Origin of the sequence: Streptomyces misionensis, assembly GCF_007896895.1 — a bacterium.
Classification (GTDB): domain Bacteria; phylum Actinomycetota; class Actinomycetes; order Streptomycetales; family Streptomycetaceae; genus Streptomyces; species Streptomyces misionensis_A.
Map to the genome: position 1 here is coordinate 38,554 of NZ_VOGW01000137.1, position 21,221 is coordinate 59,774.

The 21,221-nt window shown below is 73.9% G+C and carries 20 protein-coding genes and 1 pseudogene; 12 read left to right on the forward strand and 9 right to left on the reverse strand.

The genetic code is table 11. From position 1 onward, the window contains the following. Positions 1-997, reverse strand: a 997-nt coding sequence (locus FRZ03_RS24380; RefSeq protein WP_146467306.1) for a CaiB/BaiF CoA transferase family protein, incomplete at its 3' end; no start/stop codon positions are given. A 196-nt stretch (positions 998-1,193) separates the two neighbouring features. Between FRZ03_RS24380 and FRZ03_RS40520 the strand changes: the two are divergent. From FRZ03_RS40520 to FRZ03_RS24390, 3 genes and pseudogenes are all read left to right on the forward strand, one after another. Next, positions 1,194-1,424: pseudogene (locus FRZ03_RS40520) on the forward strand (saccharopine dehydrogenase NADP-binding domain-containing protein); the annotation flags it as partial. 70 nt (positions 1,425-1,494) lie between these two features. After that, a complete protein-coding gene (locus FRZ03_RS24385) occupies positions 1,495-2,481 on the forward strand; it encodes a saccharopine dehydrogenase family protein (RefSeq protein ID WP_398661016.1) in 987 nt (328 codons plus the stop codon). Between the two features lie 152 nt (positions 2,482-2,633). After that, positions 2,634-2,822: a hypothetical protein gene (locus FRZ03_RS24390; protein WP_146467286.1), complete on the forward strand. Its 189-nt coding sequence runs from the start codon at positions 2,634-2,636 to the stop codon at positions 2,820-2,822. Here FRZ03_RS24390 and FRZ03_RS24395 read toward each other — a convergent pair. Next, complete coding sequence (locus tag FRZ03_RS24395) at positions 2,786-3,520, reverse strand: endonuclease V (protein WP_146467287.1); 735 nt, start codon at positions 3,518-3,520, stop codon at positions 2,786-2,788. The genes FRZ03_RS24390 and FRZ03_RS24395 overlap by 37 nt on opposite strands. Before the next feature lie 56 nt (positions 3,521-3,576). On the opposite strand from FRZ03_RS24395, the gene FRZ03_RS24400 reads away from it, so the two are divergent. Further along, positions 3,577-3,873 carry a YciI family protein gene (locus tag FRZ03_RS24400; RefSeq protein WP_146467288.1) on the forward strand — a complete coding sequence of 99 codons (297 nt, stop codon included), beginning with the start codon at positions 3,577-3,579 and terminating at the stop codon, positions 3,871-3,873. 23 nt (positions 3,874-3,896) lie between these two features. Here the strand turns inward: FRZ03_RS24400 and FRZ03_RS24405 are convergent, their stop codons facing one another. Next, on the reverse strand, positions 3,897-4,235 hold the full coding sequence (locus tag FRZ03_RS24405) for a plasmid stabilization protein (RefSeq protein WP_146467289.1): 339 nt from the start codon (positions 4,233-4,235) through the stop codon (positions 3,897-3,899). 57 nt (positions 4,236-4,292) lie between these two features. Further along, positions 4,293-5,399 (reverse strand): WD40/YVTN/BNR-like repeat-containing protein, encoded by a 1,107-nt coding sequence (locus FRZ03_RS24410; RefSeq protein WP_146467290.1) that lies wholly within the window; start codon positions 5,397-5,399, stop codon positions 4,293-4,295. A 217-nt stretch (positions 5,400-5,616) separates the two neighbouring features. Between FRZ03_RS24410 and ssgD the strand changes: the two genes are divergently transcribed. The 5 genes from ssgD (at position 5,617) to FRZ03_RS24440 (ending at position 11,112) form a co-directional block, all read left to right on the forward strand. Next, positions 5,617-6,033: a spore wall synthesis regulator SsgD gene (gene ssgD / locus FRZ03_RS24415; RefSeq protein ID WP_146467291.1), complete on the forward strand. Its 417-nt coding sequence runs from the start codon at positions 5,617-5,619 to the stop codon at positions 6,031-6,033. Between the two features lie 306 nt (positions 6,034-6,339). Continuing rightward, positions 6,340-7,956 (forward strand): ABC-F family ATP-binding cassette domain-containing protein, encoded by a 1,617-nt coding sequence (locus tag FRZ03_RS24420; protein WP_146467292.1) that lies wholly within the window; start codon positions 6,340-6,342, stop codon positions 7,954-7,956. 235 nt (positions 7,957-8,191) lie between these two features. Continuing rightward, entirely contained in the window at positions 8,192-8,953 is a 762-nt protein-coding gene (locus FRZ03_RS24430) for a metallophosphoesterase family protein (RefSeq protein WP_146467293.1), read from the forward strand. A 180-nt stretch (positions 8,954-9,133) separates the two neighbouring features. Next, positions 9,134-9,910, forward strand: coding sequence for a dimethylargininase (ddaH, locus tag FRZ03_RS24435; RefSeq protein WP_146467294.1), 777 nt, complete (start codon positions 9,134-9,136; stop codon positions 9,908-9,910). A gap of 224 nt (positions 9,911-10,134) precedes the next feature. Then, on the forward strand, positions 10,135-11,112 hold the full coding sequence (locus FRZ03_RS24440; protein WP_146467295.1) for an acyl-ACP desaturase: 978 nt from the start codon (positions 10,135-10,137) through the stop codon (positions 11,110-11,112). 111 nt (positions 11,113-11,223) lie between these two features. On the opposite strand, the gene FRZ03_RS24445 is transcribed toward FRZ03_RS24440, so the two are convergent. Continuing rightward, the gene (locus tag FRZ03_RS24445) at positions 11,224-11,469 is read right to left on the reverse strand and encodes a WhiB family transcriptional regulator (protein ID WP_146467296.1); all 246 of its coding nucleotides are present in this window, start codon (positions 11,467-11,469) and stop codon (positions 11,224-11,226) included. Positions 11,470-11,736: 267 nt separating this feature from the next. Here FRZ03_RS24445 and FRZ03_RS24450 point away from each other — a divergent pair, with 267 nt between their 5' ends. Further along, the gene (locus tag FRZ03_RS24450; protein ID WP_146467297.1) at positions 11,737-12,516 is read left to right on the forward strand and encodes a VOC family protein; all 780 of its coding nucleotides are present in this window, start codon (positions 11,737-11,739) and stop codon (positions 12,514-12,516) included. A 7-nt stretch (positions 12,517-12,523) separates the two neighbouring features. On the opposite strand, the gene FRZ03_RS24455 is transcribed toward FRZ03_RS24450, so the two are convergent. Together FRZ03_RS24455 and ligD are read right to left on the reverse strand one after the other, a co-directional pair. Beyond that, positions 12,524-13,621 carry a LacI family DNA-binding transcriptional regulator gene (locus FRZ03_RS24455; protein ID WP_146467298.1) on the reverse strand — a complete coding sequence of 366 codons (1,098 nt, stop codon included), beginning with the start codon at positions 13,619-13,621 and terminating at the stop codon, positions 12,524-12,526. Positions 13,622-13,694: 73 nt separating this feature from the next. Continuing rightward, the gene (ligD, locus tag FRZ03_RS24460; protein WP_186785584.1) at positions 13,695-14,714 is read right to left on the reverse strand and encodes a non-homologous end-joining DNA ligase; all 1,020 of its coding nucleotides are present in this window, start codon (positions 14,712-14,714) and stop codon (positions 13,695-13,697) included. A gap of 74 nt (positions 14,715-14,788) precedes the next feature. Between ligD and FRZ03_RS24465 the strand changes: the two genes are divergently transcribed. Continuing rightward, positions 14,789-15,874, forward strand: coding sequence for an ATP-dependent DNA ligase (locus FRZ03_RS24465; protein ID WP_146467299.1), 1,086 nt, complete (start codon positions 14,789-14,791; stop codon positions 15,872-15,874). On the opposite strand, the gene FRZ03_RS24470 is transcribed toward FRZ03_RS24465, so the two are convergent. Further along, positions 15,861-17,051, reverse strand: a complete 1,191-nt coding sequence (locus FRZ03_RS24470) for a zinc-dependent alcohol dehydrogenase (protein WP_146467300.1) — start codon at positions 17,049-17,051, stop codon at positions 15,861-15,863. The genes FRZ03_RS24465 and FRZ03_RS24470 overlap by 14 nt on opposite strands. Positions 17,052-17,226: 175 nt before the next feature. Here FRZ03_RS24470 and FRZ03_RS24475 point away from each other — a divergent pair, with 175 nt between their 5' ends. Then, the gene (locus tag FRZ03_RS24475) at positions 17,227-18,171 is read left to right on the forward strand and encodes a DUF3048 domain-containing protein (RefSeq protein WP_261399325.1); all 945 of its coding nucleotides are present in this window, start codon (positions 17,227-17,229) and stop codon (positions 18,169-18,171) included. A 22-nt stretch (positions 18,172-18,193) separates the two neighbouring features. Here FRZ03_RS24475 and FRZ03_RS24480 read toward each other — a convergent pair whose 3' ends face one another. Beyond that, complete coding sequence (locus FRZ03_RS24480; RefSeq protein WP_146467302.1) at positions 18,194-20,866, reverse strand: ATP-binding protein; 2,673 nt, start codon at positions 20,864-20,866, stop codon at positions 18,194-18,196. Between the last annotated feature and the right edge of the window lie 355 nt (positions 20,867-21,221).

Below are 21,221 nucleotides of genomic sequence, written 5' to 3' on the forward strand. Positions count from 1 at the left end.
GGGTGAGGCCCGCGTGCTCGGTGAAGGTGCCGCGGGCGGCCAGGTGCGGGTGGTCCGGGGCCTCGCGCAGCGAGAGCACGGGGGCCACGCAGGCGTCGGTGCCCTCGAAGACGGCGGTCCACTGCGCGCGGGTGCGGGTGCGGAAGCGGTCGGCGATCCGGGCGCGCAGTTCGTCCCAGCGGCTGAGGTCGCCGCGCGCGTCCAGCAGGTCCGGCAGGCCCAGCAGGCGCAGGAACTGCTCGGAGAACCGGTCCTCCAGGGCGCCGACCGCCATGTGTCCGCCGTCGGCGGTCTCGTAGGTGCCGTAGTAGGGGCAGCCGCCGTCGAGGAGGTTGGCGCCGCGCCGGTCCTGCCAGGCGCCGGCGGAGAGCATCCCGTGGATCATCGCGGACAGATGGGCGGTGCCGTCCACGATGGCGGCGTCCACGACCTGGCCGGTGCCGGTGGCGCGCGCGTGGTGCAGTGCGGCGAGGACGCCGACGACCAGGTAGAGCGAGCCGCCCGCGTAGTCGCCGAGGAGGTTGGCGGGCACGGCCGGAGGTTCGCCGGGGCGGCCGATCAGGCCGAGGGCGCCGGTGACGGCGATGTACGACACGTCGTGGCCCGCGCGCTCGGCGAGGGGGCCGTCCTGGCCCCAGCCGGTCATCCGGCCGTACACCAGGCGGGGGTTGCGGGCGTGGCAGTCGGCCGGGCCGACGCCGAGGCGTTCGGCGACGCCCGGACGGTAGCCCTCGACGAGGATGTCGGCACGCTCGGCGAGGTCCAGGACGCACGCGGCGCCGTCCGGGGACTTGAGGTCCACCACCACCGAGCGTTTGTTGCGGTTGGTGACGTCGTGGGCGGGGTCGATGCCGAGGCCGGGGCCGCCGGGGCGGTCCACGCGGACCACGTCGGCGCCGAGGTCGGCCAGCAGCATGGCGGCGAACGGGCCCGGCCCGATGCCGGCCAGTTCCACCACGCGCACGCCGTGGAGCGGGCCCCGCGCTGCCGTGCTCATGCCGTCCCCCAAGTGTGTGACACAACTGATGTAACACCAGTGATGCTAGGAACGCGTTCCATCCGGCACAAGACCTGAACGAGCAAGCGCTTAGCCAAGTGCCGTCCGGCCGGGGTCACCCGGCCCGGGGAGCGCACGGGTCTCACGCTAGCCTCGGCCGCCGACGGCGGCTCGGGCTGCACGACCAAGGGGTGGCATGAACGGACTGAACAAGGCGGACCGTCCCTACGACCTGGTGCTCTACGGGGCCACCGGCTTCGTCGGCACCCTGACCGCGCGGTACCTGGCCGCGCACGCGCCGAAGGAGCTGCGCTGGGCGGTGGCCGGCCGCGACGAGGCCAGGCTGCGACAACTGCGCGAGGAACTGCCCGGCGGCGCGGACATCGGCGTGCTGCGCGCCGACGCGTCCGACCCGGCCGCCGTGCGCGAACTGGCCGGGCGGGCCCGGGTGGTGGCCACGACCGTGGGCCCCTATCTGCGGTACGGCGAGGATCGGCGTGCTGCGCGCCGACGCGTCCGACCCGGCCGCCGTGCGCGAACTGGCCGGGCGGGCCCGGGTGGTGGCCACGACCGTGGGCCCCTATCTGCGGTACGGCGAGGAGCTGGTGGCCGCCTGCGCGGACGCCGGGACCGACTGTCTGGACCTCACCGGCGAGCCGGAGTTCGTGGACCTGATGTACGTCCGGCACGACGCCCGCGCCCGGGAGACCGGCGCGCGCCTGGTGCACGCCTGCGGCTTCGACTCCGTACCCCACGACCTCGGCGCGTACTTCACGGTGCGGCAGCTGCCCGAGGGCGTGCCGCTGCGGGTGGACGGCTACGTGACGGCCGACGCGGCCTTCTCCGGCGGCACCCTGGCCTCCGCGCTCGACCAGTTCGCGCGGGGGCGGCGGCTGCTGGCCGCCGCGCGCGAGCGGGCCCGGCACGAGCCCCGGCTGCACGGGCGCCGGGTGAGCGCGCCGACCGGGGCGCCGCGGTTCGCCCCGGAGGTCGGCGCGTGGGCGGTGCCGCTGCCCACCATCGACCCGCGGATCGTGAGCCGCTCGGCGCGGACCCTGGAGCGGTACGGCCCCGACTTCCGCTACCGGCACTTCGCCGCCGTCCGGCATCTGCCGGTCGCCCTCGGCGGGGTCGCCGCCGTCGGCGCGCTCGCGGCCGCCGCCCAACTGCCGCCCGCGCGCCGCTGGTTGGCGGACCGGCTCAGGCCGGGCGAGGGGCCGAGCGCGGAGAAGCGGGCGAAGAGCTGGTTCAGGGTGCGCTTCGTCGGCGAGGGCGGCGGGCGGCGCGTCCTCACCGAGGTGACGGGTGGCGACCCCGGCTACGACGAGACCGCCAAGATGTTCGCCGAGGCGGCGCTGTGCCTCGTCTTCGACGACCTGCCGCCGACGTCCGGCCAGGTGACCACGGCGCAGGCGATGGGCGACGCGCTCACCGGACGGCTGCGGGCCGCGGGGATCGGGTTCCGGGTGGTGGCGCGGCGGTAACCGGGCGACGCGCCCGGCACCTCTCCCCCCGTTTGAGACTTCCGGCCCGTGCCGGGCGAATCCTCCGCGCCCGCCGTCGCCGAAGTCTCACCGGGCACGTCAATGAGACGATGGAGTCCCGGAAGGGTGGAGCCCGAGGAGGCGCGGGAGTCGTGAAATTCGTGCTCGAAGTGACCGTGGACGAGGACGCCCCGGCGTCGGAGCGGGCCGCCGAGCTGGGGCGGATACTGCGCTATTGGGGCGGCAGTCTGCACCACTACCCGCTGGAGCCGGGCGACGGCTCGGCCGTCTACGACTCCGGGTATCAGGAGGTCGGCGCCTGGCGGGTCACGGCCTCCTGAGCGGCCCGACCCGCCGTCGCCTCCCGCAGGGCCCGGCGGCACAGGGCGTCGGCGCGCCGGGTGGTCTCCGGGAGCCGGTAGGCCGGGGTGAGGGCCAGGGTGTGCGCGACGGCGTTGTCCAGGCTCACCCGGTGGCCGACCGAGACGAAGACCGGTTTGACGGCGTCTCGGGTGCGCAGGGCCCGGCCGACCTCCTCGACGCCGGCGAGCAGCGGCGCGGAGCTGCCCCGCGCGGCGGCGGGCTCCTCGTACGTGAAGGTGAAGGGGTTCTTGGCGACGCCGACGGTGGGCAGACCGGTGAGCACGCCCAGGTGGCTCGCCAGGCCGAAGCGGCGCGGGTGGGCCAGTCCGTAGCCGTCGCACACCACCAGGCCGGGCGGGCACGGCAGGGCTTCCAGGGCGGTCAGCACCGTGGGGATCTCGCGGAAGGCGAGCAGTCCGGGCACGTAGGGGAAGGAGACCCGGCCGACCGCGGTGGCCTCGGCCACGACCTCCAGGGTGGCGGCGTCCAGCACGACGGCCGCCGCCGCGACCAGGTCGCGCTCGTCGTCGTACGCCACGTCGACCCCGGTCACCCGGCCGGTGCCCGGCGGCGGCCCCGGCTCGTCGAGCACCACCCGGCCCCGCAGCTCGTCCTGGACCGCGCGGGCCTCCTCCTCGGTCGCGGGCCGGCCCGCCGGTATGCCTGGGGTCGTCATGACGGCCGACTCTAGCGCCTGTGACCGGGCGCGGCGGCCGGGGTAGGCTCGCGATCATGTTCGTACTGGAACTGACCTACACCAAGCCCCTCGACGCCGTGGACGCCCTGCTCGCCGAGCATGTGGCGTGGCTGGAGGAGCAGTACGAGAAGGGCGTCTTCCTGGCCTCGGGCCGCAAGGAGCCGCGCGACGGCGGGGTGATCCTGGCCGTGGCCGAGGACCGCGCCCGCGTCGAGGAGGTGGTGGCGAGCGACCCGTTCACCCTGGGCGGGGTGTGCACGTACCGGGTCACCGAGTTCATCGCCACGAAGACGGTCCCGGAACTGGCCCGGTACCGGCAGACCCTCGGCTGAGCCGCCCTGCCCGGCTCCTGCCGTCAGCCCTTCTTGGACTTCAGGGCGCGCTGGAGCTCGTCCTTGTTCATGTGCGAGCGGCCCTCGATGCCGCGCTGCCTCGCCTCGTTGTACAGCTGGTCGCGGGTCGGGCCGTGGGAGCCGACCCGGTTGCCCGACCGCTGGCCGCCGCGCCTGCTGGACGACATGTCCTGCGTCGACGTGCGGCTGGCGGTCTTCGACTCGCCGGCGCGGGCACGTTCCTTGTTGACGGTCCGTGCGGCGATCTCCTTCGCGCGTCCCTCGCTCTCACCCCGGTCCTGCGCGCTCTCCTTGATGTGCTCGTACTGGCGTTCGCGCTTGGGGCTGGAACCGGCTGGCATGATCGCTCCTTTCCGCTGTGACGCCGACACGAGTACCCGGCTCGCGGTGCGCCTACCTCACCGTTCCAGCCGGGCCACCCTGCCCCGCTCGCCGGCCGCCCAGCAGCCGAGGTCGCCGGTGCAGGACACGGTGTCGTAGGAGCCGGTGTCGATGGTGCGCCAGGTACGACCGCCGTCGGTGGTCAGATCGGTGCCGGTGGGGCCGACGGCGAGCGCGGCCGAGCGGCTGTGCGGGAGCCAGGCGACCCCCGAGCGGTAGGCGGGCGGGGGTGTGACGGCGGGCCGCCAGGTGCGGCCGCCGTCGTCGGTGACCGCGGCGGCGCGGGGCGAGGGCTGGTCGGCGCGGTAGTCGCCGCCGACCGCGAGGCCGCGCGTGCGGTCGCGGAACGCGAGGGCGAACACGCCGCGGGCCGGATCGCCCGCCGGGACCGGTGTGTCGGCGGCGGTCCAGGTCAGGCCCCGGTCGGCGGAGTGCAGGACTCGGGCGCGGGCACCGCCGCCGGTGGCCACCCAGGCGTCCTTGGCGCCGGAGGTGACCAGGCACTGCCCGCTCGCCGCGAAGCCGGCCTCGCCGTCCAGGGCGGGCGGCATGCCGGACGCGGGCAGCAGCCGCCAGGAGCGGCCGCCGTCGTCGGTGGCGAGGACGCGGAACCTGCCGTCCACCGGGTCGCCCAGCGCCAGGCCGTGCCGGCGGTCGAAGAAGGCGAGGCAGTCGTAGAACGCGTTCGGGTCGGTGTTGCGGAAGGACTCGGTCCAGCTCGCCCCGCCGTCGTCGGTGCGGTACACCCGGGACGCCTCGCCCTCGCCGATGGCCAGCACCACCGCGTGCCGGGCGTCGAAGGCCTCGACGTCCCGGAACTCCAGGCCGGCCGCGCCGGGCGGGGAGACATCGCGCCAGGTCGAGCCGCCGTTCCGGGTGAGCAGGACGGTACCGGCGGTGCCGGCCAGCCAGGCGGTGCGCCGGTCCACGGCCGCGAGGCCCCGGAAGCGCACCGCCGGGGTGCCGGGGTCTTTCGCCGCCCAGTGCACGCCCTGCCGTCCCGGCTGTCCGAGTGCCTGCGCCGAGGGGACGGTCAGCGCGGCGAGCGCCGCCCCGCACGCGACCCCCGCCGCCACCAGCCTGCCCGTGCGTCGCGTCCGACCCGTGCTCCGCGTGCTCCCCATGCGCCTCATGGCGGGCGAAGCTAGCCGACCGCCGGGACGCCGTCCAGAGGGCCAACTGCCGCGCGGCGTACTGCGGCAGTGTCCCGCCCCCCGTGTGCATGAACGCGGTGACCGAGGTCACTCGTCACCCAGGTGCACGCCCCGGCCGATTCCGTCGTCTCATCCAGTGCCGGGTGTCACACCAGACGCAGTCCAGCCGTCACGAGGGAGCAAGGCGTTGTCCACCGTCATCGAGCAGCTCGTAGAGGCCCGTCTCGTCGCCGCCGCACCGCGCATGCCGAACATTCCCGCCACGCTGCGCTACGACCGCGGTGACCCGTTCGCCGTGCGGATGACCTTCCCGGCCCCGGCCACCCTGGAGGGGGTCGAAGTGTGCTGGACCTTCGCCCGCGAGCTGCTCGCCACCGGGCTGGAGAGCGCCGTGGGCCACGGGGACGTACGGGTGCGGCCGTACGGCTACGACCGCGTCGTCCTGGAGTTCCACGCCCCGGAGGGCACCGCGGTCATCCATGTCCGCGCGGCCGAGATACGCCGCTTCCTGGAGGCCGCCGGCGAACTGGTGCCGGCCGGCCTCGAACACCTCCAGCTCGATCTGGACGGCGGCCTGGCGGACCTGCTGCGGGACGCCCAGTAGGCGGAGCGGCCCGCCGTGGGTGCGGCCGGCCGTGTCACCCGGCATAAATCGCGTTGACCGCCGCCCGGCCCGCTCCTACCGTTTACCTCGGTTCTGTTGCCGTCGATCGGAGAAGGACGTTGCTCGTCTGAGGTTCAAGGACACCGCGTCGCACCGCTAGGTGTGCGTGGCGTACGACCTCGGCGTTCGAGCCGTCCTCCGGCACAGGGCCTTTTCTTCTCCACGGCCTGCGGATGGTCCCCCGGTTCCCGCCTCGCGGTGTCCCGACACGCGTCCACCGAACCGCACCCACCCCGCGAGGCCTCCATGTCATCCTCCCTCACCTGCACCTCCCTCTCCTTCGCCTGGCCCGACGGCACCACCGTGTTCGACGGACTCGACCTCGCCTTCGGCCCCGGCAGGACCGGGCTCGTCGGCGCCAACGGATCGGGGAAATCGACCCTGTTGAAGCTGCTGGCGGGTGAACTCGTCCCGGCCGACGGCACCGTCAAGGTCCAGGGCGAGATCGGCTACCTGCCGCAGAACGTCACCCTGGAGACCGCCCTCCGCGTCGACCAGGTCCTCGGCATCGCCGGGCGCCGGGCCGCGCTGCACGCCATCGAGGCGGGCGACGTGGCCGAGGAGCACTTCGAGACGGTCGGCGACGACTGGGACGTGGAGGAGCGCGCCCTGGTCACCCTCGGCGAACTCGGCCTCGGACACCTCGGGTTGGACCGCACCGTCGGCGAGGTGTCCGGCGGCGAGTCGGTGCTGCTGCGGCTGGCCGCGCTGCTGCTGGGCCGCCCGGACGTGCTGCTCCTGGACGAACCCACCAACAACCTCGACCTGTACGCGCGCCGCCGCCTCCACCAGGCCGTCAGCGCCTGGTCCGGGGTGCTGGTCGTGGTCAGCCACGACCGTGAACTCCTCGACCTGGTCGACCGGATCGCGGAACTGCGCGCCGGAGAGGTCGCCTGGTACGGCGGCAACTTCTCGGCCTACGAGCAGGCGCTGGCCGTGGAACAGGAGGCGGCCGAGCGGATGATGCGGGTCGCGGAGGCCGATGTGCGCAGACAGAAGCGCGAACTCGCCGACGCCCAGGTCAAGTTGGCCCGGCGCAAGCGGTACGGGCAGAAGATGTGGGACTCCAGGCGCGAGCCGAAGATCGTGATGGGCGCCCGTAAACGCGCCGCCCAGGAGTCGGCGGGCAAGCACCGCATCCTGCACGAGGAACGGCTCGCCGAGGCCCGCGAGCGCCTGGACGAGGCGGCGGAGGCCGTGCGGGACAACGACGAGATCCGCGTCGAACTGCCGTACACCGCCGTACCGCCCGGCCGGCGGGTCCTCACCCTGGAGGGCCTGGAGACGGCGTACGGGGCCCGGGTCGAGGGGCTCCTCGACCTGCGCGGCCCGGAGCGCATCGCGCTGGTCGGCCGCAACGGCGCCGGGAAGACCACGCTGCTGCGGACGGTCGCCGGGGAGCTGGCGCCGGTGGCGGGCACGGCGGCGGCGCACGTCCCGCTGCGGTTCCTGCCCCAGCGGCTGGACGTGCTGGACGACGAGCTGACGGTCGTGCAGAACGTGGCCCGGTTCGCGCCGGGCGCCACCGACAACCGGATCCGGGCGCGGCTGGCCCGCTTCCTGTTCCGGGGCGCGCGCGCCGACCAGCGGGCGGGCACGCTGTCCGGCGGCGAACGCTTCCGGGCCGCACTGGCCGCCCTGATGCTCGCCGAGCCGGCCCCCCAGCTGCTCCTGCTGGACGAGCCGACCAACAACCTCGACCTGGCGAGCGTCCGGCAGCTGACCTCGGCCCTGGAGTCGTACGAGGGCGCGCTGCTGGTGGCCGGCCACGACCTGCCGTTCCTGGAGTCGATCGGGATCACCCGGTGGCTGCTGCTGGAGAACGGGCGGCTGCGGGAGATCGCGCCAAAGGACGTCGGATAGGCCCCGGTGCCCCGCTCCCGACTCGGTGCGGCGCGCGGTGCCCGGCTTGCCGCGGGCCTCGGCGGCGGACCGGTCGGCGCGGGCTGGGCGGCCGGGGCGGAGGAACGCGAGGACGGATGGTGGCCTCGCTTCGACCGTGACGTGCTCCATGAGCGTCCACGGCACCCCTGGAACAGTCTGGAACGCTGTGCACCGTGCTCTCGGACTTCCTCGAAGAACATGCACAGTGGTGACCATGCTGAACCGCGTAGCCGTCCTGTCCGACATCCACGGGGTCCTGCCGGCCCTGGAGGCGGTACTCGCCGAACCAGACGTCCGCACCGCCGACCGCATCGTGCTCACCGGCGACATCGCCGCCGGCCCGCAACCGGTCCAGGTCCTCGACCTGCTGACCGGCCTGGGCGACCGCGTCGTCTGGATCAGCGGCAACGCCGACCGCGAACTCGTCGAACACCGCCGGGGGCGACGCGACACGATCCCCGACCCGATCGCCCCCTGGGCGGCCGAACAGCTCCGCGACGATCATCTCGACCTTCTCGACGCACTGCCGCGATCGCTCTCCCTGTCCGTGCGGGGCCTGGGGAAGGTGCTGTTCTGCCATGCCACCCCTCGCGACGACGAGGAGGTCGTCCTGGTCGATTCACGCCTCGACCGCTGGGAGGAAGTCCTCGACGGACTCGGCACCGACATCCGCACCGTCGTCTGCGGCCACACCCACATGCCGTTCGTCCGCCTCGCCCACGGCCGGCTCGTGGTCAATCCGGGGAGCGTCGGTATGCCCTACGGACGAACCGGGGCGCACTGGGCCCTCCTCGGGCCGGGTGTCGATCTCCGCATCACGCGCTTCGACCTCCACGCCGCGGCCACCCGGCTCGGCCAGGACTCGTCCTACCCCGACATCGCCCAATGGGCCGACTACTTCCTGCACGCTCGCGCGACCGACGCCGACGCCCTCACGGCCTTCGCCCCACGGGACGGACGCGACCGCAGCCCGTGACGGCCTCGTCGGCGGCGCGAAGTCATCTGGGACAATCGGGCGCCGGGAGCTCACGTCACTCGATCGGGGACTCCGACCAGCACCGATCCCGTGGGCGCCGTGGGAGAGGGAACTCGCGCCGGGGCGCTCGCCGTGGGAACCCCGGCGCAGGCGCTGTGTCCCCGAGCGGAAAGGCCCCTCGTGCCCAGCAGTAAGACCCTCGTTCGCCGTCCGAGCCCCCGGCTGGCCGACGGCCTGGTCACGCACGTCGAGCGGGAGCCGATCGACGTCGGACGGGCCGTGGAGCAGTGGGAGGCGTACGTCGAGGCGCTGCGTGCGCACGGCTGGGAGACCATCGAGGTGGAACCGGCCGACGACTGCCCGGACTCGGTGTTCGTGGAGGACACCGTCGTCGTCTTCCGCAATGTCGCGCTGATCACCCGGCCCGGCGCCGCCGCCCGGCGGGCCGAGACCGCCGGGGTCAAGGAGGCGGTGGCCGGCCTCGGCTGCTCGGTGAACTGGATACGGGAGCCGGGCACTCTGGACGGAGGCGACGTACTGAAGGTCGGCGACACGGTCTACGCGGGCCGCAGCGGGCGTACCGACGCGGCCGGGGTGCAGCAGCTGCGGGCCGCGTTCGAGCCGCTGGGCGCCCGGGTGGTGGCCGTTCCGGTGAGCAAGGTGCTGCACCTGAAGTCGGCCGTGACCGCGCTGCCGGACGGCACGGTGCTCGGACACATCCCGAGGGTGGACCGGCCCTCGGTCTTCCCCGGGTTCCTCTCCGTGCCCGAGCCCTCCGGCGCGCAGGTGGTGCTGCTCGGCGGGCACAAGCTGCTGATGGCGGCGAGCGCCCCGAGGACCGCCGAGCTGCTGACCGACCTCGGCCACGAGGTGGTCACCGTGGACATCGGCGAGTTCGAGAAAAGGGAGGGCTCGGTGACCTGTCTCTCCGTACGCCTGCGGGAGCTGTACGCCTGACCGGGTGACACCTCTCCCGACGGGCCTCGGGAACGACGCGTCCCGGGGCCGCTGCGCATCGCCGGACGGTGCGCCGTCCCCGCTGATCGGGGAGCTTTTACGGCGACTTAACCTACGGTTTCGTAACCTACGGTCTCGTAGCTTACGATCACGTAGGTTTCCCGGCACCGCTCGCCGGTACCCCTCTTGTACTCCCCTTTGTCCGTCGTCCCCCTGGAGTTCCCGTGACCATTGCCTCTTCCCGCCTCGACAGCCCGTCCGTGTGGACCGACACCCGGCTGCTGTACGCGCTGGAGGAAGTGGTGGAAAGAGAGTTGAACCGGCATCTGCGGGCCGCGAAGGACTGGATGCCGCACGAGTACGTGCCCTGGAGCGACGGCCGCAACTTCCCGGCCTTCTTCGAGGACGGCGAGGCGTGGGCGAAGGACCAGTCCAAGGTGACGGACATCGGCCGTACCGCCCTGGTGGTCAATCTGCTGACCGAGGACAACCTGCCCAGCTACCACCACGAGATCGCCAGCCTGTTCGGCCGCGACGGCGCCTGGGGCACCTGGGTGCACCGGTGGACGGCCGAGGAGGGCCGGCACGGCATCGTGATGCGGGACTACCTGCTCGCCTCCCGCGCGGTGGACCCGGACCAGCTGGAGCGGTTCCGCATGGCGCACATGAGCGAGGGGTTCGAGTCCGACAACCGGCACTCGATGCTGCACTCGATCGCCTACGTCGCCTTCCAGGAGCTGGCCACCCGGATCTCGCACCGCAATGCCGGGCACCAGTCCGGTGACCCGGTGTGCGACCGCATGCTCTCCCGGATCGCGACCGACGAGAACCTGCACATGGTGTTCTACCGCAACCTGCTCCAGGCGGCGTTCGAGCTCGCGCCGGACCTGACCATGCAGGCGGTGCGGGACGTGGTCGTCCACTTCCGGATGCCCGGGCACGGCATCCCCGGCTTCGAGCGGGCCGCCGCGCAGATGGCGATCGGCGAGGTCTACAACCTGCGCATCCACCACGACGACGTACTCCAGCCGGTGCTGCGCTTCCTGAAGGTCATGCAGCTCGACGGTCTCGGGCCCGAGGGGCGCCGGGCCCAGGAGGAACTGGGTCTGTACATGGGCGGCCTGGACGCGGAGGCCACCCGCTTCGACGAGAAGCTGGCGGCGCGCAAGGCGCGGATGGCGGCGCGGGCCGCGGAGCGCTGACGGGCGCGGACCACGAAGGGCCGACGGTGCGGGCCGCGGGGCGCTGACGGCGCGGGCCGTGGCCGGTGAGGGCGGGCCGCCGGGGGTGAGGGCGGTCCGCTGCGGGGGCGGTCAGCCCGAGGTGCGGCGCAGGGCGAGGCGTTCCTTCTCGGACAGGCCGCCCCAGACGCCGAAGCGTTCGTCGTGGGTCAGCGCGTAGTCCAGGCAGGCCGAGCGCAGCTCGCACATCCCGCAGATGCGCTTCGCCTCGCGCACCGAGCTGCCCGGCTCGGGAAAGAAGAAGTCCGGCCCGGTCTGCGCGCACAGGGCCTGCGCCTGCCAGGTCTCGTCGGCCGGTGTGATCGTGTCGAAGTGCATGGCCAGGATCGTGCCCCGCGGCGAAAAACGTTCGATCAACGCGCGCTCAACGCCGTCGCCGGGGCCCTCCGGCCGCCCCGATGATGCTCCCCGGGACCGGGCGGGCGCACGGCGGCGCGCGGAAACACCGGAAACTCCTCCGACGGGCCCGGTCACCGGTGGTGAGGGCGGCCGGGTGCGGCGGGTGGCGGTGCTCCGGCGGCGGTGGCCGATGGGCGGTGCCAGACTCGGCAGTGCAGCGGACGGGACCCCTTCGAGGAGGGCGGCATGCTCACCACCGATTTCGTCAACGGCGCCCCGAACTGGCTCGACATCGGCGCGCCCGACATCGACCGCGCCTGCTCCTTCTACGGCGGTCTGTTCGGCTGGCGGTTCCGGTCGGCGGGGCCGGACGCCGGCGGCTACGGCTTCTTCCAGCTGGACGGGCGGACCGTCGCCGGTGGCATGCAGACCGCGCCCGGGCAGGGCCCGCCGTCCTGGACGCTGTACTTCCGCAGCGAGGACGCGCGGGCCACCGCCGAGGCGGCCCAACAGGCCCATGGCCGACTGCTGTTCGGTCCGGTCGACGTGCTGGGCCAGGGGCACATGACGGTCCTCGCCGACCAGGCGGGCGCGACGTTCGGGATCTGGCAGCCCGGTGAGACCAGGGGCGTGGACGTGGCGAACGCGCCGGGCGCGCTGTGCTGGGCCGAGCTGCACACCCCGGACATCGCGGCGGCGGCCGCCTTCTACCACCGGGTGCTGGACCTGGAGACGTCGGGCGTGCCCTTCCCGGGCGGCACCTACACCAGTGTCAACCCGGGCGGCGCCGGGGAGGACGCGATGTTCGGCGGCATGGTGCCGCTGGCCCACCCGGAGGACGAGCCCTACTGGCTGCCGTACTTCGAGGTCGAGGACACGGACGCCGTCGTGGCCGAGGCGCGGCGGCTCGGCGGGACGCTCGTGGTGCCGCCGGCCACGGTCGAGCGGGTGGGCCGCATGGCGACGCTCGCCGATCCGTACGGGGCGCGGTTCGCGGTGATCAGGAGCGCGGGGGCGCGCGACTGAGCGCCGCTCAGGCGGACGTGCGCCGGATCAGCGTGGTCGGCAGGATCACGCCCGACGACGGGCGGCCCGGCCGCCCACCGTCGGCACCGGCCCGGGCGTGGGCGCCCGTGGCGGCGGGCCGGGTCGCGGCGCCGTCCAGGAGCAGGCGGGCCATCAGGCGCCCCATCCGCTCGATGTCCTGACGGACCGTGGTCAGGGGCGGGTCGGACTGCTCGGCGAGCGGCAGCATGTCGTCGAAGCCGACCACGGCCACGTCCTCCGGTACCCGCAGGCCCCGCTCCCGCAGGACCCGCAGGGCGCCCAGCGCGGTGAGGTCGTTCGCGGCGAACACGGCGTCCACGTCCGGGCGGCGGCCGAGGAGTTCCCGCATGGCCCGCTCCCCGCCGGCCGGGGTGAAGTCGCTCTCCACCACCAGCGCGGGATCGGCCCCGCCCGCCGTCTCGGCCATGACGTCCCGGTAGCCGTCGAGCCGGTCCACGGCCGAGGTCTGGTCCAGGGCGCCGGTGAGGTGCGCGATCCGGGTGCGGCCGAGGGCGGTCAGATGGCGTACGGCGGCCCGGGCGCCGCCCCGGTTGTCGCAGTCCACGTACACCGCCGTGCCGGTACCGTCCGGCCAGCCCGGCCGGCCGCCGAACACGGTGGGCACACCGGCGTCGTGGATCAGCCGGGGCAGCGGGTCGTCCAGGTGCAGGGAGAAGACCAGCGCCCCGTCGACATGGCCCCCGGCGAGGTACCGGGCCACGCGCGCGTGGTCGTCGCGGCCCTCGGTGAGCAGCAGTACCAACTGGTTGTCGTGGGCGGTCAGTTCCTTGCTGATGCCGCGCAGCTGGAGGGCGAAGAAGGGGTCGGCGAAGACCCGGGTCTCGGGTTCGGCGATGACGACCGCGACGGCGTCGTGCCGCTTGGTGACGAGGCTGCGCGCCGCCTGGTTGGGGACGTAGCCGAGTTCCTCGACGGCCCGCCGGACCCGCTCGGCCAGGGGTTCCCGGACGCCGAAGCCGCCGTTGACCACCCGTGACACGGTGGCCCTGGAGACTCCGGCCCGCGCGGCCACGGCCTCCAGCGTGGGACGCGACACTGCCTCGGGCACAGGGGGACTCCTCATCGGCCGGCTGCCGACCAGGATAACGAGGGCCGCCGTACCGTGGGCCGAGGGGGCCGTGCCGCGTGCGGCACCGTCAAGGCGACGGCTCCCGGCGGGCCCGGCTGGGCTGGACGCGTTTGGGTTCGCCGGGCATCTTCGGATACTCCGGCGGATAGGGCAGATCGCCGAGGCCGTGGTCCTGCTCGTCGCGGCGGGCCAGCTCCAGCAGCGCGTCCAGCGAATAGGACCGGTCCTCCATGTCGGCGTGCACATCGCCGAGTTCCTCGAACCGGGCGGGCATCGTGGCCAGGTCGAAGTCGCGGGGGTGCGCGGTATCGAGCTCGTCCCAGCGCAGCGGCGCGGAGACCGTGGCCTGCGGGCGGGGCCGTACCGAGTAGGCGGAGGCGATGGTGCGGTCGCGGGCGGTCTGGTTGTAGTCGAGGAAGATGCGCTCGCCGCGTTCCTCCTTCCACCACTTGATGGTGACGTGCCCGGGCATCCGCCGTTCCATCTCCCGGCCGACGGCGATCGCGGCGCGCCGTACCTGGGTGAAGGTCCAGCGCGGCTCGATGGGCACGAAGACGTGCAGGCCCCGGCCGCCGGACGTCTTGGGCCAGCCCCGCAGACCGCCGAACTCGTCGAGGACGGCGCGCAGTTCGTGGGCGGCGCGGACGGCGTCGGCGAAGTCCGTGCCGGGCTGCGGGTCGAGGTCGATGCGGAGTTCGTCGGGGTGGTCGACGTCGCCGGCGCGCACCGGCCAGGGGTGGAAGGTGAGGGTGCCGTACTGGGCGGCCCACACCACCGCCGCCTGTTCGGTGGGGCACATCTCGTCGGCGCTGCGGCCGCTGGGGAAGGTGATGTGCGCGGTCGGGATCCAGTCGGGCATGCCCTTGGGGGCGCGCTTCTGGAAGAACCACTCGCCCTCGATGCCGTCCGGGTGGCGCTCCAGGGTGGTGGGACGGTCGCGCAGGGCGCGCAGGATGCCGGGGCCGACCGCGATGTAGTACCGCGCGAGGTCCAGCTTGGTGAATCCCCGCTCCGGGAAGAACACCTTGTCCGGGCTGGACAGCCGTACGGTCCGCCCGGCCACCTCCAGTTCCACCGCATCAGCCATGCGGCCACCGTAGGCGCCCCCCGCGCGGCTCGCACACCGGGCGCGCACGGGCGCGCACGAGCAGAATCGAAGCCATGGAGCTGCCCGTCATGCCGCCCGTGAAGCCGATGCTCGCCAAGCCGGTGGCGAGGATCCCGCCGGGCATGCACTACGAGGCCAAGTGGGACGGTTTCCGCTCCATCGTGTTTCGCGACGGCGCCGAGATCGAGCTGGGCAGCCGTACCGGCAAGACGCTGACCAGGTATTTCCCCGAGCTGGTCGAGGCGTTGCGGGAGCGGGTACCGACCCGGTGCGTGCTCGACGGGGAGATCGTGATCGCGCGCGGGGGGCGGCTGGACTTCGACGCGCTGACCGAGCGGATCCACCCGGCCGCCTCCCGGGTGCGGACGCTCGCGCAGCGGACCCCGGCCTCGTTCGTCGCCTTCGACCTGCTGGCACTGGACGACCGGGCCCTGCTCGACGTACCGCTCACCGACCGCCGGTCCCTGCTGGAGCGCGCCCTCGGCGACGCCGGCGCGCCGGTGCACCTGGCGCCCTCGACCACGGACATCGCGGTCGCCGAGCAGTGGTTCGAGCGGTTCGAGGGGGCGGGGCTGGACGGGATCGTGGCCAAGCCGCTCGATCTGCGCTACCGGCAGGACGAGCGGGCCATGTTCAAGATCAAGCACGAGCGGACGGCGGACGTCGTGGTGGCCGGGTACCGCCTGCACAAGAGCGGCCCGGTGGTGGGCTCGCTGCTGCTCGGCCTGTACGACGGCGAGGGCCGGCTCCAGCACGTGGGCGTGTCGGCCGCCTTCCCCATGAAGCGGCGCGCCGAGCTGGTCGAGGAGCTGGCGCCGCTGCGGATGGACGACGTCGCCGGGCACCCGTGGGCGGCCTGGTCCGAGGAGGCCGCCCACGAGAGTGCCCGGCTGCCGGGGGCGCCGAGCCGCTGGTCCGGGAAGAAGGACCTGTCCTGGGTGCCGCTGCGCCCGGAGCGGGTGGCCGAGGTCGCCTACGACCACATGGAGAACGGGCAACGCTTCAGGCACACCGCCCGTTTCCGCCGCTGGCGCCCCGACCGCGCCCCCGAGAGCTGCACCTACGCCCAGCTGGAGGAGCCGGTGCGCTACGACCTCGGGGAGATCCTCGGCGGGAAGGGCGGAGCTACGGCTTCATGAGGATCTTGATCGCGCCGTCCTCCTTGCGCTGGAACATCTCGTAGGCGTGCGGCGCCTCGGACAGCGGCACCCGGTGCGTGGCGAAGTCCTCGACGCCGAGCGGGTCCTCGTCGGTGAGGTACGGCATGATCTGGTCGCTCCAGCGGCGCACGTTGGCCTGCCCCATGCGCAGCTGGATCTGCTTGTCGAACAGGGTGAGCAGCGGCATCGGGTCGGCCATGCCCCCGTAGACGCCGCTGAGCGAGATGGTGCCGCCGCGCCGTACCAGGTCGATGGCCATGTAGAGGGCGCCGAGCCGGTCGATGCTGAAGCGTTCGGCGAAGGGCGCGGCGATCTTGCGCGGCAGGAGGGCGGTGGCCTGCTGGGCGAGCTTCGCGGCGGCGCTGCCGTGCGCCTCGGTGCCGACGGCGTCGATCACCGCGTCCGGGCCCCGGCCGCCCGTCGCCTCCTGGATGGCGTGGATCAGCGTCTTCTCGTCGTCGAAGGCCCTGAGGTCGTACGTCTTCACGCCCCGCCGGTTCGCCCGCGCGAGCCGTTCGGGCACCAGGTCGATGCCGAAGACCTGCTCCGCGCCGCGCGCCAGGGCGATCCGGCAGCTCATGTCGCCGATCGGGCCGAGGCCGAGGACCGCGACGCTGCCGCCGGGCGGGACGGACGCGTACTCGACGGCCTGCCAGGCGGTGGGCAGCACGTCGGAGAGGTAGACGAAGCGGTCGTCCGGCGGGCCCTCGGGCACCTTCATCGGGCCGAACTGCGCCTGCGGCACCCGCAGATACTCGGCCTGGGCGCCCGGCACGGCGCCGTACAGGCGGGTGTAGCCGAACAGGGCCGCGCCCATGCCCTCGCCGGTGACCTGGGTGGTCTCGCACTGGGTCGGCAGCCCGGTGTCGCACATGAAGCAGTGCCCGCAGGCGATCTGGAAGGGCACCACGACGCGGTCGCCGGGCCGCAGGTTCGTCACCTCGGAGCCGACTTCCTCCACGATGCCCATGGGCTCGTGCCCGAGGATGTCGCCCGGGGTCATGAACGGGGTGAGCACCTCGTACAGATGCAGGTCGGAGCCGCACAGTCCGCTGGAGGTCACGCGGATGACGGCGTCCGTGGGTTCCTCGATCTTCGGGTCGGGCACGTCCTCCACCCGCACGTCCCGCTTGCCCTGCCAGGTGACTGCCTTCATGAGGTCGCGCTCCCTTGGTTGCATCGGTTCACGCCGATGTATCCGTTTTGCGGCGGCCTTCGGGTACCCGTGGGTCATCGCGCCGAACCTCCTGGTGGGCGCGGTGCGAGTGCGTGCCGGGGCGCGGCCGGGTAGGACCGGTGTGCGCGGGTCCGGTCGGCGAACGGGGGCGAGCGTGGGCGGGAGACACGGTCCGGTCAGGGGCGCCGCGGCGGCGCTCGTCCTGGTCTGCACCCTGGTGCCGGGGTGCGGTGGGCTCGACCGCGGCCCGGTCCCGACCCCGCCGCCGACCGCCACCGCCGCGGGCGGCTCCCCGCTCGCCGTGAAGCTCGACAATGTGCCGGGGGCCCGCCCGCAGACCGGGCTGGACGCGGCGGACGTGGTGTACGCCGAACAGGTCGAGGGCGGGCTGAGCCGGCTGATGGCGGTGTACGCGCGCCGGTTCCCGCCCGTCGTCGGGCCGGTGCGCAGCGCCCGGGAGTCCGATCTGGAGCTGCTCGGCCAGTTCGACCGGCCGTATCTGGCCTTCTCCGGCGCCCAGCGCAGGCTGCTGCCGCTGATCGACCGGGCCCCGCTGCGGCCCGAGTCCCCCGACCGCGCCGCCACCGCCTACTACCGGGACAGGGGCCGGGCGGCGCCGCACAACCTCTTCGTGCGCCCGGCCCGCCTGGTCCCCTCCGCGCCCGGCAGGGGCGCGCTGACCACGGGCTTCCGCTACGGACCCGCCCCGTCCGGCGGCACCCCGGCGGCCTCGCGCGCGGTGCGCTACCCGCAGGCGCGGCTCACCTTCGTCTGGTCCGCCGCGCGGCACGGCTGGCTGATCGTCATGGACGGCACGCCGCTGACGAGCACGGACGGGCCCCGCCCGGCCCCGCCGACCGTCGTCGTCCAGTACGTCACCGTCCGCGACTCGGCGTACCACGACGTCCTCGGCAACCCCACCCCGTACACCGAGACCGTCGGCACCGGGAAGGCGGAGGTGCTGCGCGACGGACGCTCCTACCCCGCCACCTGGTCACGGCCGGCGGCGAACGGCGGTACGGCCTTCACCGGGGCGGACGGCGGGCCGCTGGCGTTCGCCGAGGGACAGGTGTGGGTGGTGTTCGCGCGGGCGCGCTGAACCGCCGTACGGCCCCCGTCCGTCACCGGAGCCCTCCCGCCGCCAGCGCCTCGCTCGCCCGGGCCGCCAGCCCGTCGGCGCCGCAGGAGCGGGCCAGGTCGAGGCCGCGGCGCAGATCGGCGGCGGAGCGGGCGAGGATGCCGTGTTCGATGCGGGCGGCCGCGTGTTCGTACTGGGAGGGCGAGGCCTCCAGGTAGGTGACGGCGCGGGCGGCCAACTGGGCGGCGCGGCAACCGGTTTCGAGGGCGGCCGCGCAGCGCAGGGCCTCGCCGATGGCGGTGTCGGTGCCGAACCGCTCGGCCTGCCGGCGGGCGTCGGCGGCGAGCCGGGCGGCGCGGGCCGGGTCCTGTCCGGCGAGGGCCCTGGCGAGGTCGATCGACCACGGCGCGAGCACGGGGTTGTGGCCGCCCCGGGTGACGGCGGTCTTCTCGGCTGCCTCCAGCTCGTTGATCCCCTCCTCGGTACGGCCGACCGCGAGGAGCAGCCGGCCGCGCACGCAGCGCACGTCCGGCAGCACGATGGTGGAAGGGTAGGGCGGGGCGAAGCCGTACTGCTCGGCGACCGACCAGGCCTCCCCCGCCCGGCCGCGGGCGAGCAGGGTGTCGACCAGTCCGCAGGTGGCCGACCAGTGCAACGGCAGTCTGCGGCCGACGCGTTCGGCGAGCACGAGGGCCTCGCGCAGATGCGCCTCGGCGTCCTTGAGGCGGCCCTGTCTGCGGTAGGCGAGCCCCAGATAGGCGTTGGCCAGGGAGAGGTGGCCGCCGTGCCAGCCGGCGCCGGTGTAGACGCGCAGCGCCTCGGAGAACAGGCTTTCGGCCCGGTCGAGCCGGTCGGTGTAGACGTAGGCGCTGCCGAGCATCATCAGCAGTTCGATGCCCCATTCCCGGTCGGTCCAGCCGAGTCCGGGCGCGAGACGGCCGTTGACGAGGGCCCGGTCGCACAGTTCGAGGATCTCGGCGGCGCTCTCGCCGTGGGTCATGGCGTCGAAGCCGCGCAGGATCAGCAGGGCGCGTTCGGTGTTGTCGCGGCCGGTGCAGGTGGCGGCGAGTTCGGCGAGGCTGCGGGAGCGGGACGGGGCGACGGTCTCGCCGTGGATGCCCTCCCACATGTACTGGAAGGCCTGCAACCGCATGCGGACCGGGCCGGCCTCGTGCCGGGCGGCCTCGGCCTCGATGGTGCGGACGGCCTCTTCGAGCTGGTCGTTGTGGAGCAGGGCCTGGGAGAGCCGGACCACGGCGTCGACGCGGTCGCGGCCGTCGAGTCCGCGCATGCCGAGGGCGCTGCGCAGGTGGCCGATGGTGACGGCGGGCGCGGTGAGCAGGGTGGCGCAGCCGAGTTCGTAGAGGACGTGGGCGTGGATCTCGGGCCGGGGCGGCTCCTCCAGGGCGCGTTCGAGGCAGACGCGCGCCGCGTCGGGCGCGCCGACGGCGAGGTGTTCGCGGGCGGCCTCGCGGAGTTGTTCGACCAGTTCCTCGTCGTCGTCCGGGTGGACCTCCAGGAGGTGCCGGGCCGCCTCTGCGGCGCCGCGGCCCATCTCGGTGACGATGTCGGCGGCGACGCCGTGCATGGCGGTGCACACGGCCGGCGGGATGGAGTTGTAGACGGCGGAGGCGATCAGCGGGTGCACGAACTCCAGCTCGCCGCCGCGGTGTTCGCCCTTCGGATCGGGGACGGTGAGGATGCGGGCCGCGCACAGGAGGTCGGCGCAGTGCCGGGCGGTGTCCTCGCCCATGGTGGCCAGGCGGGCGACCGACTCGATGGTGATGCCGGTGCCGAGGATCGCGGCGGCCCACGCGAACTGGGTGGCCTCCAGGCCGAGTTCCTTGATCCGGTCGACCAGTCCGCCGCCGCGCGCGGCGCGGTTCAGGGCGCGCAGCTCGCCGGCCCGGCCCTCCACCGGCGGCAGTTCGCTGTCCTGGACCTTGGCGAGGAGTTCGACGGTGTCGTAGGGGTTGCCCGCGGTGACGGCCCAGACCTCGCGGCAGAACGCGTCGTCGGCGTGCCGGCCGAGGGTGGCGCGGGTGAGTCCGGCCGCGGCGTCCGGGGTCAGGGCGCGCAGGTTGGTGACGGAGCGGCCCGCGGCGGCGATCGTGTCGAGGTGGCGGGCACTGTCGCCGCCGGCCTCGCCGGGCCTGCGGGCGACCACCACGAGGACGGACAGGTCGTCGAGGCGTTCGGCGAACGCGGCGAGCCAGCGCAGGGTCTCCTGGTCGGCCCAGTGCGCGTCGTCGATCAGCAGCACGAGCGGCCATTCGCGGCGGGCGAGCCGGCGTACGGCGGCGACGAGGCCGTCGCACACGTACTGCGGATCGGCGCTCTCCTCCTGCGGTTCGGCTATGCCGAGGGCGGGCCCCGCGATGTCGTACCAGTCGCCCAGGTACTCGCGGGCCTCCTCGGGCAGCAGGGACAGCAGGGCGGGTTGCAGTAACTGCCGTACGACGTTGAAGGGTACGGACCTCAGCGTCTCGGCGCCGCGCGTGTACCACACGGCACAGTTGCGGCGCTCGGCCATACGGCGGATCTCGGCCAGCAGCGCGGTCTTGCCGAGCCCGGCCTCGCCGCGGAAGACCAGCAGACTGCCCGCGGAGTCCCGCTCAGCGCGCAGCTCGTCGATGGCCCGTGCGACGGTGGCGAGCTCCGCCTCCCGCTCCCACAGGGAAGCCGAGGCGGCCGCCGACGGCCGTCCCTCCGTCATCCCGTTACCTCCCCAGGTCGCCCGAACGACGTACAGACCCCGAGCGTAGCCGTCCGGTGGGACATGTGGTGGCCGGTCGGGGCAGCTGTTGCCCCGCCGGGTGAAAGTGCGGGCGGACAGGCGACGCGGGTCCGCCCCGATCAGGGTCGTCAGCGGACGGGGCGTCAACCGTGGCCGGTAGCAGTCGGATTCCGGACAACCGCGCGGGGGCGGGGGCCGGGCGACGGAGGGGGGGCGTGTGCATGGGAAGCGGGTGGGGGGGGGCCGGGAGCGCGTCGGGGCGCTGCGCGGGCCCGTCCGGAACGCCCCCGCGCGCGGCCGGGAGCTCGCGCTGGCGCGGCGGCTGCACCGGCTG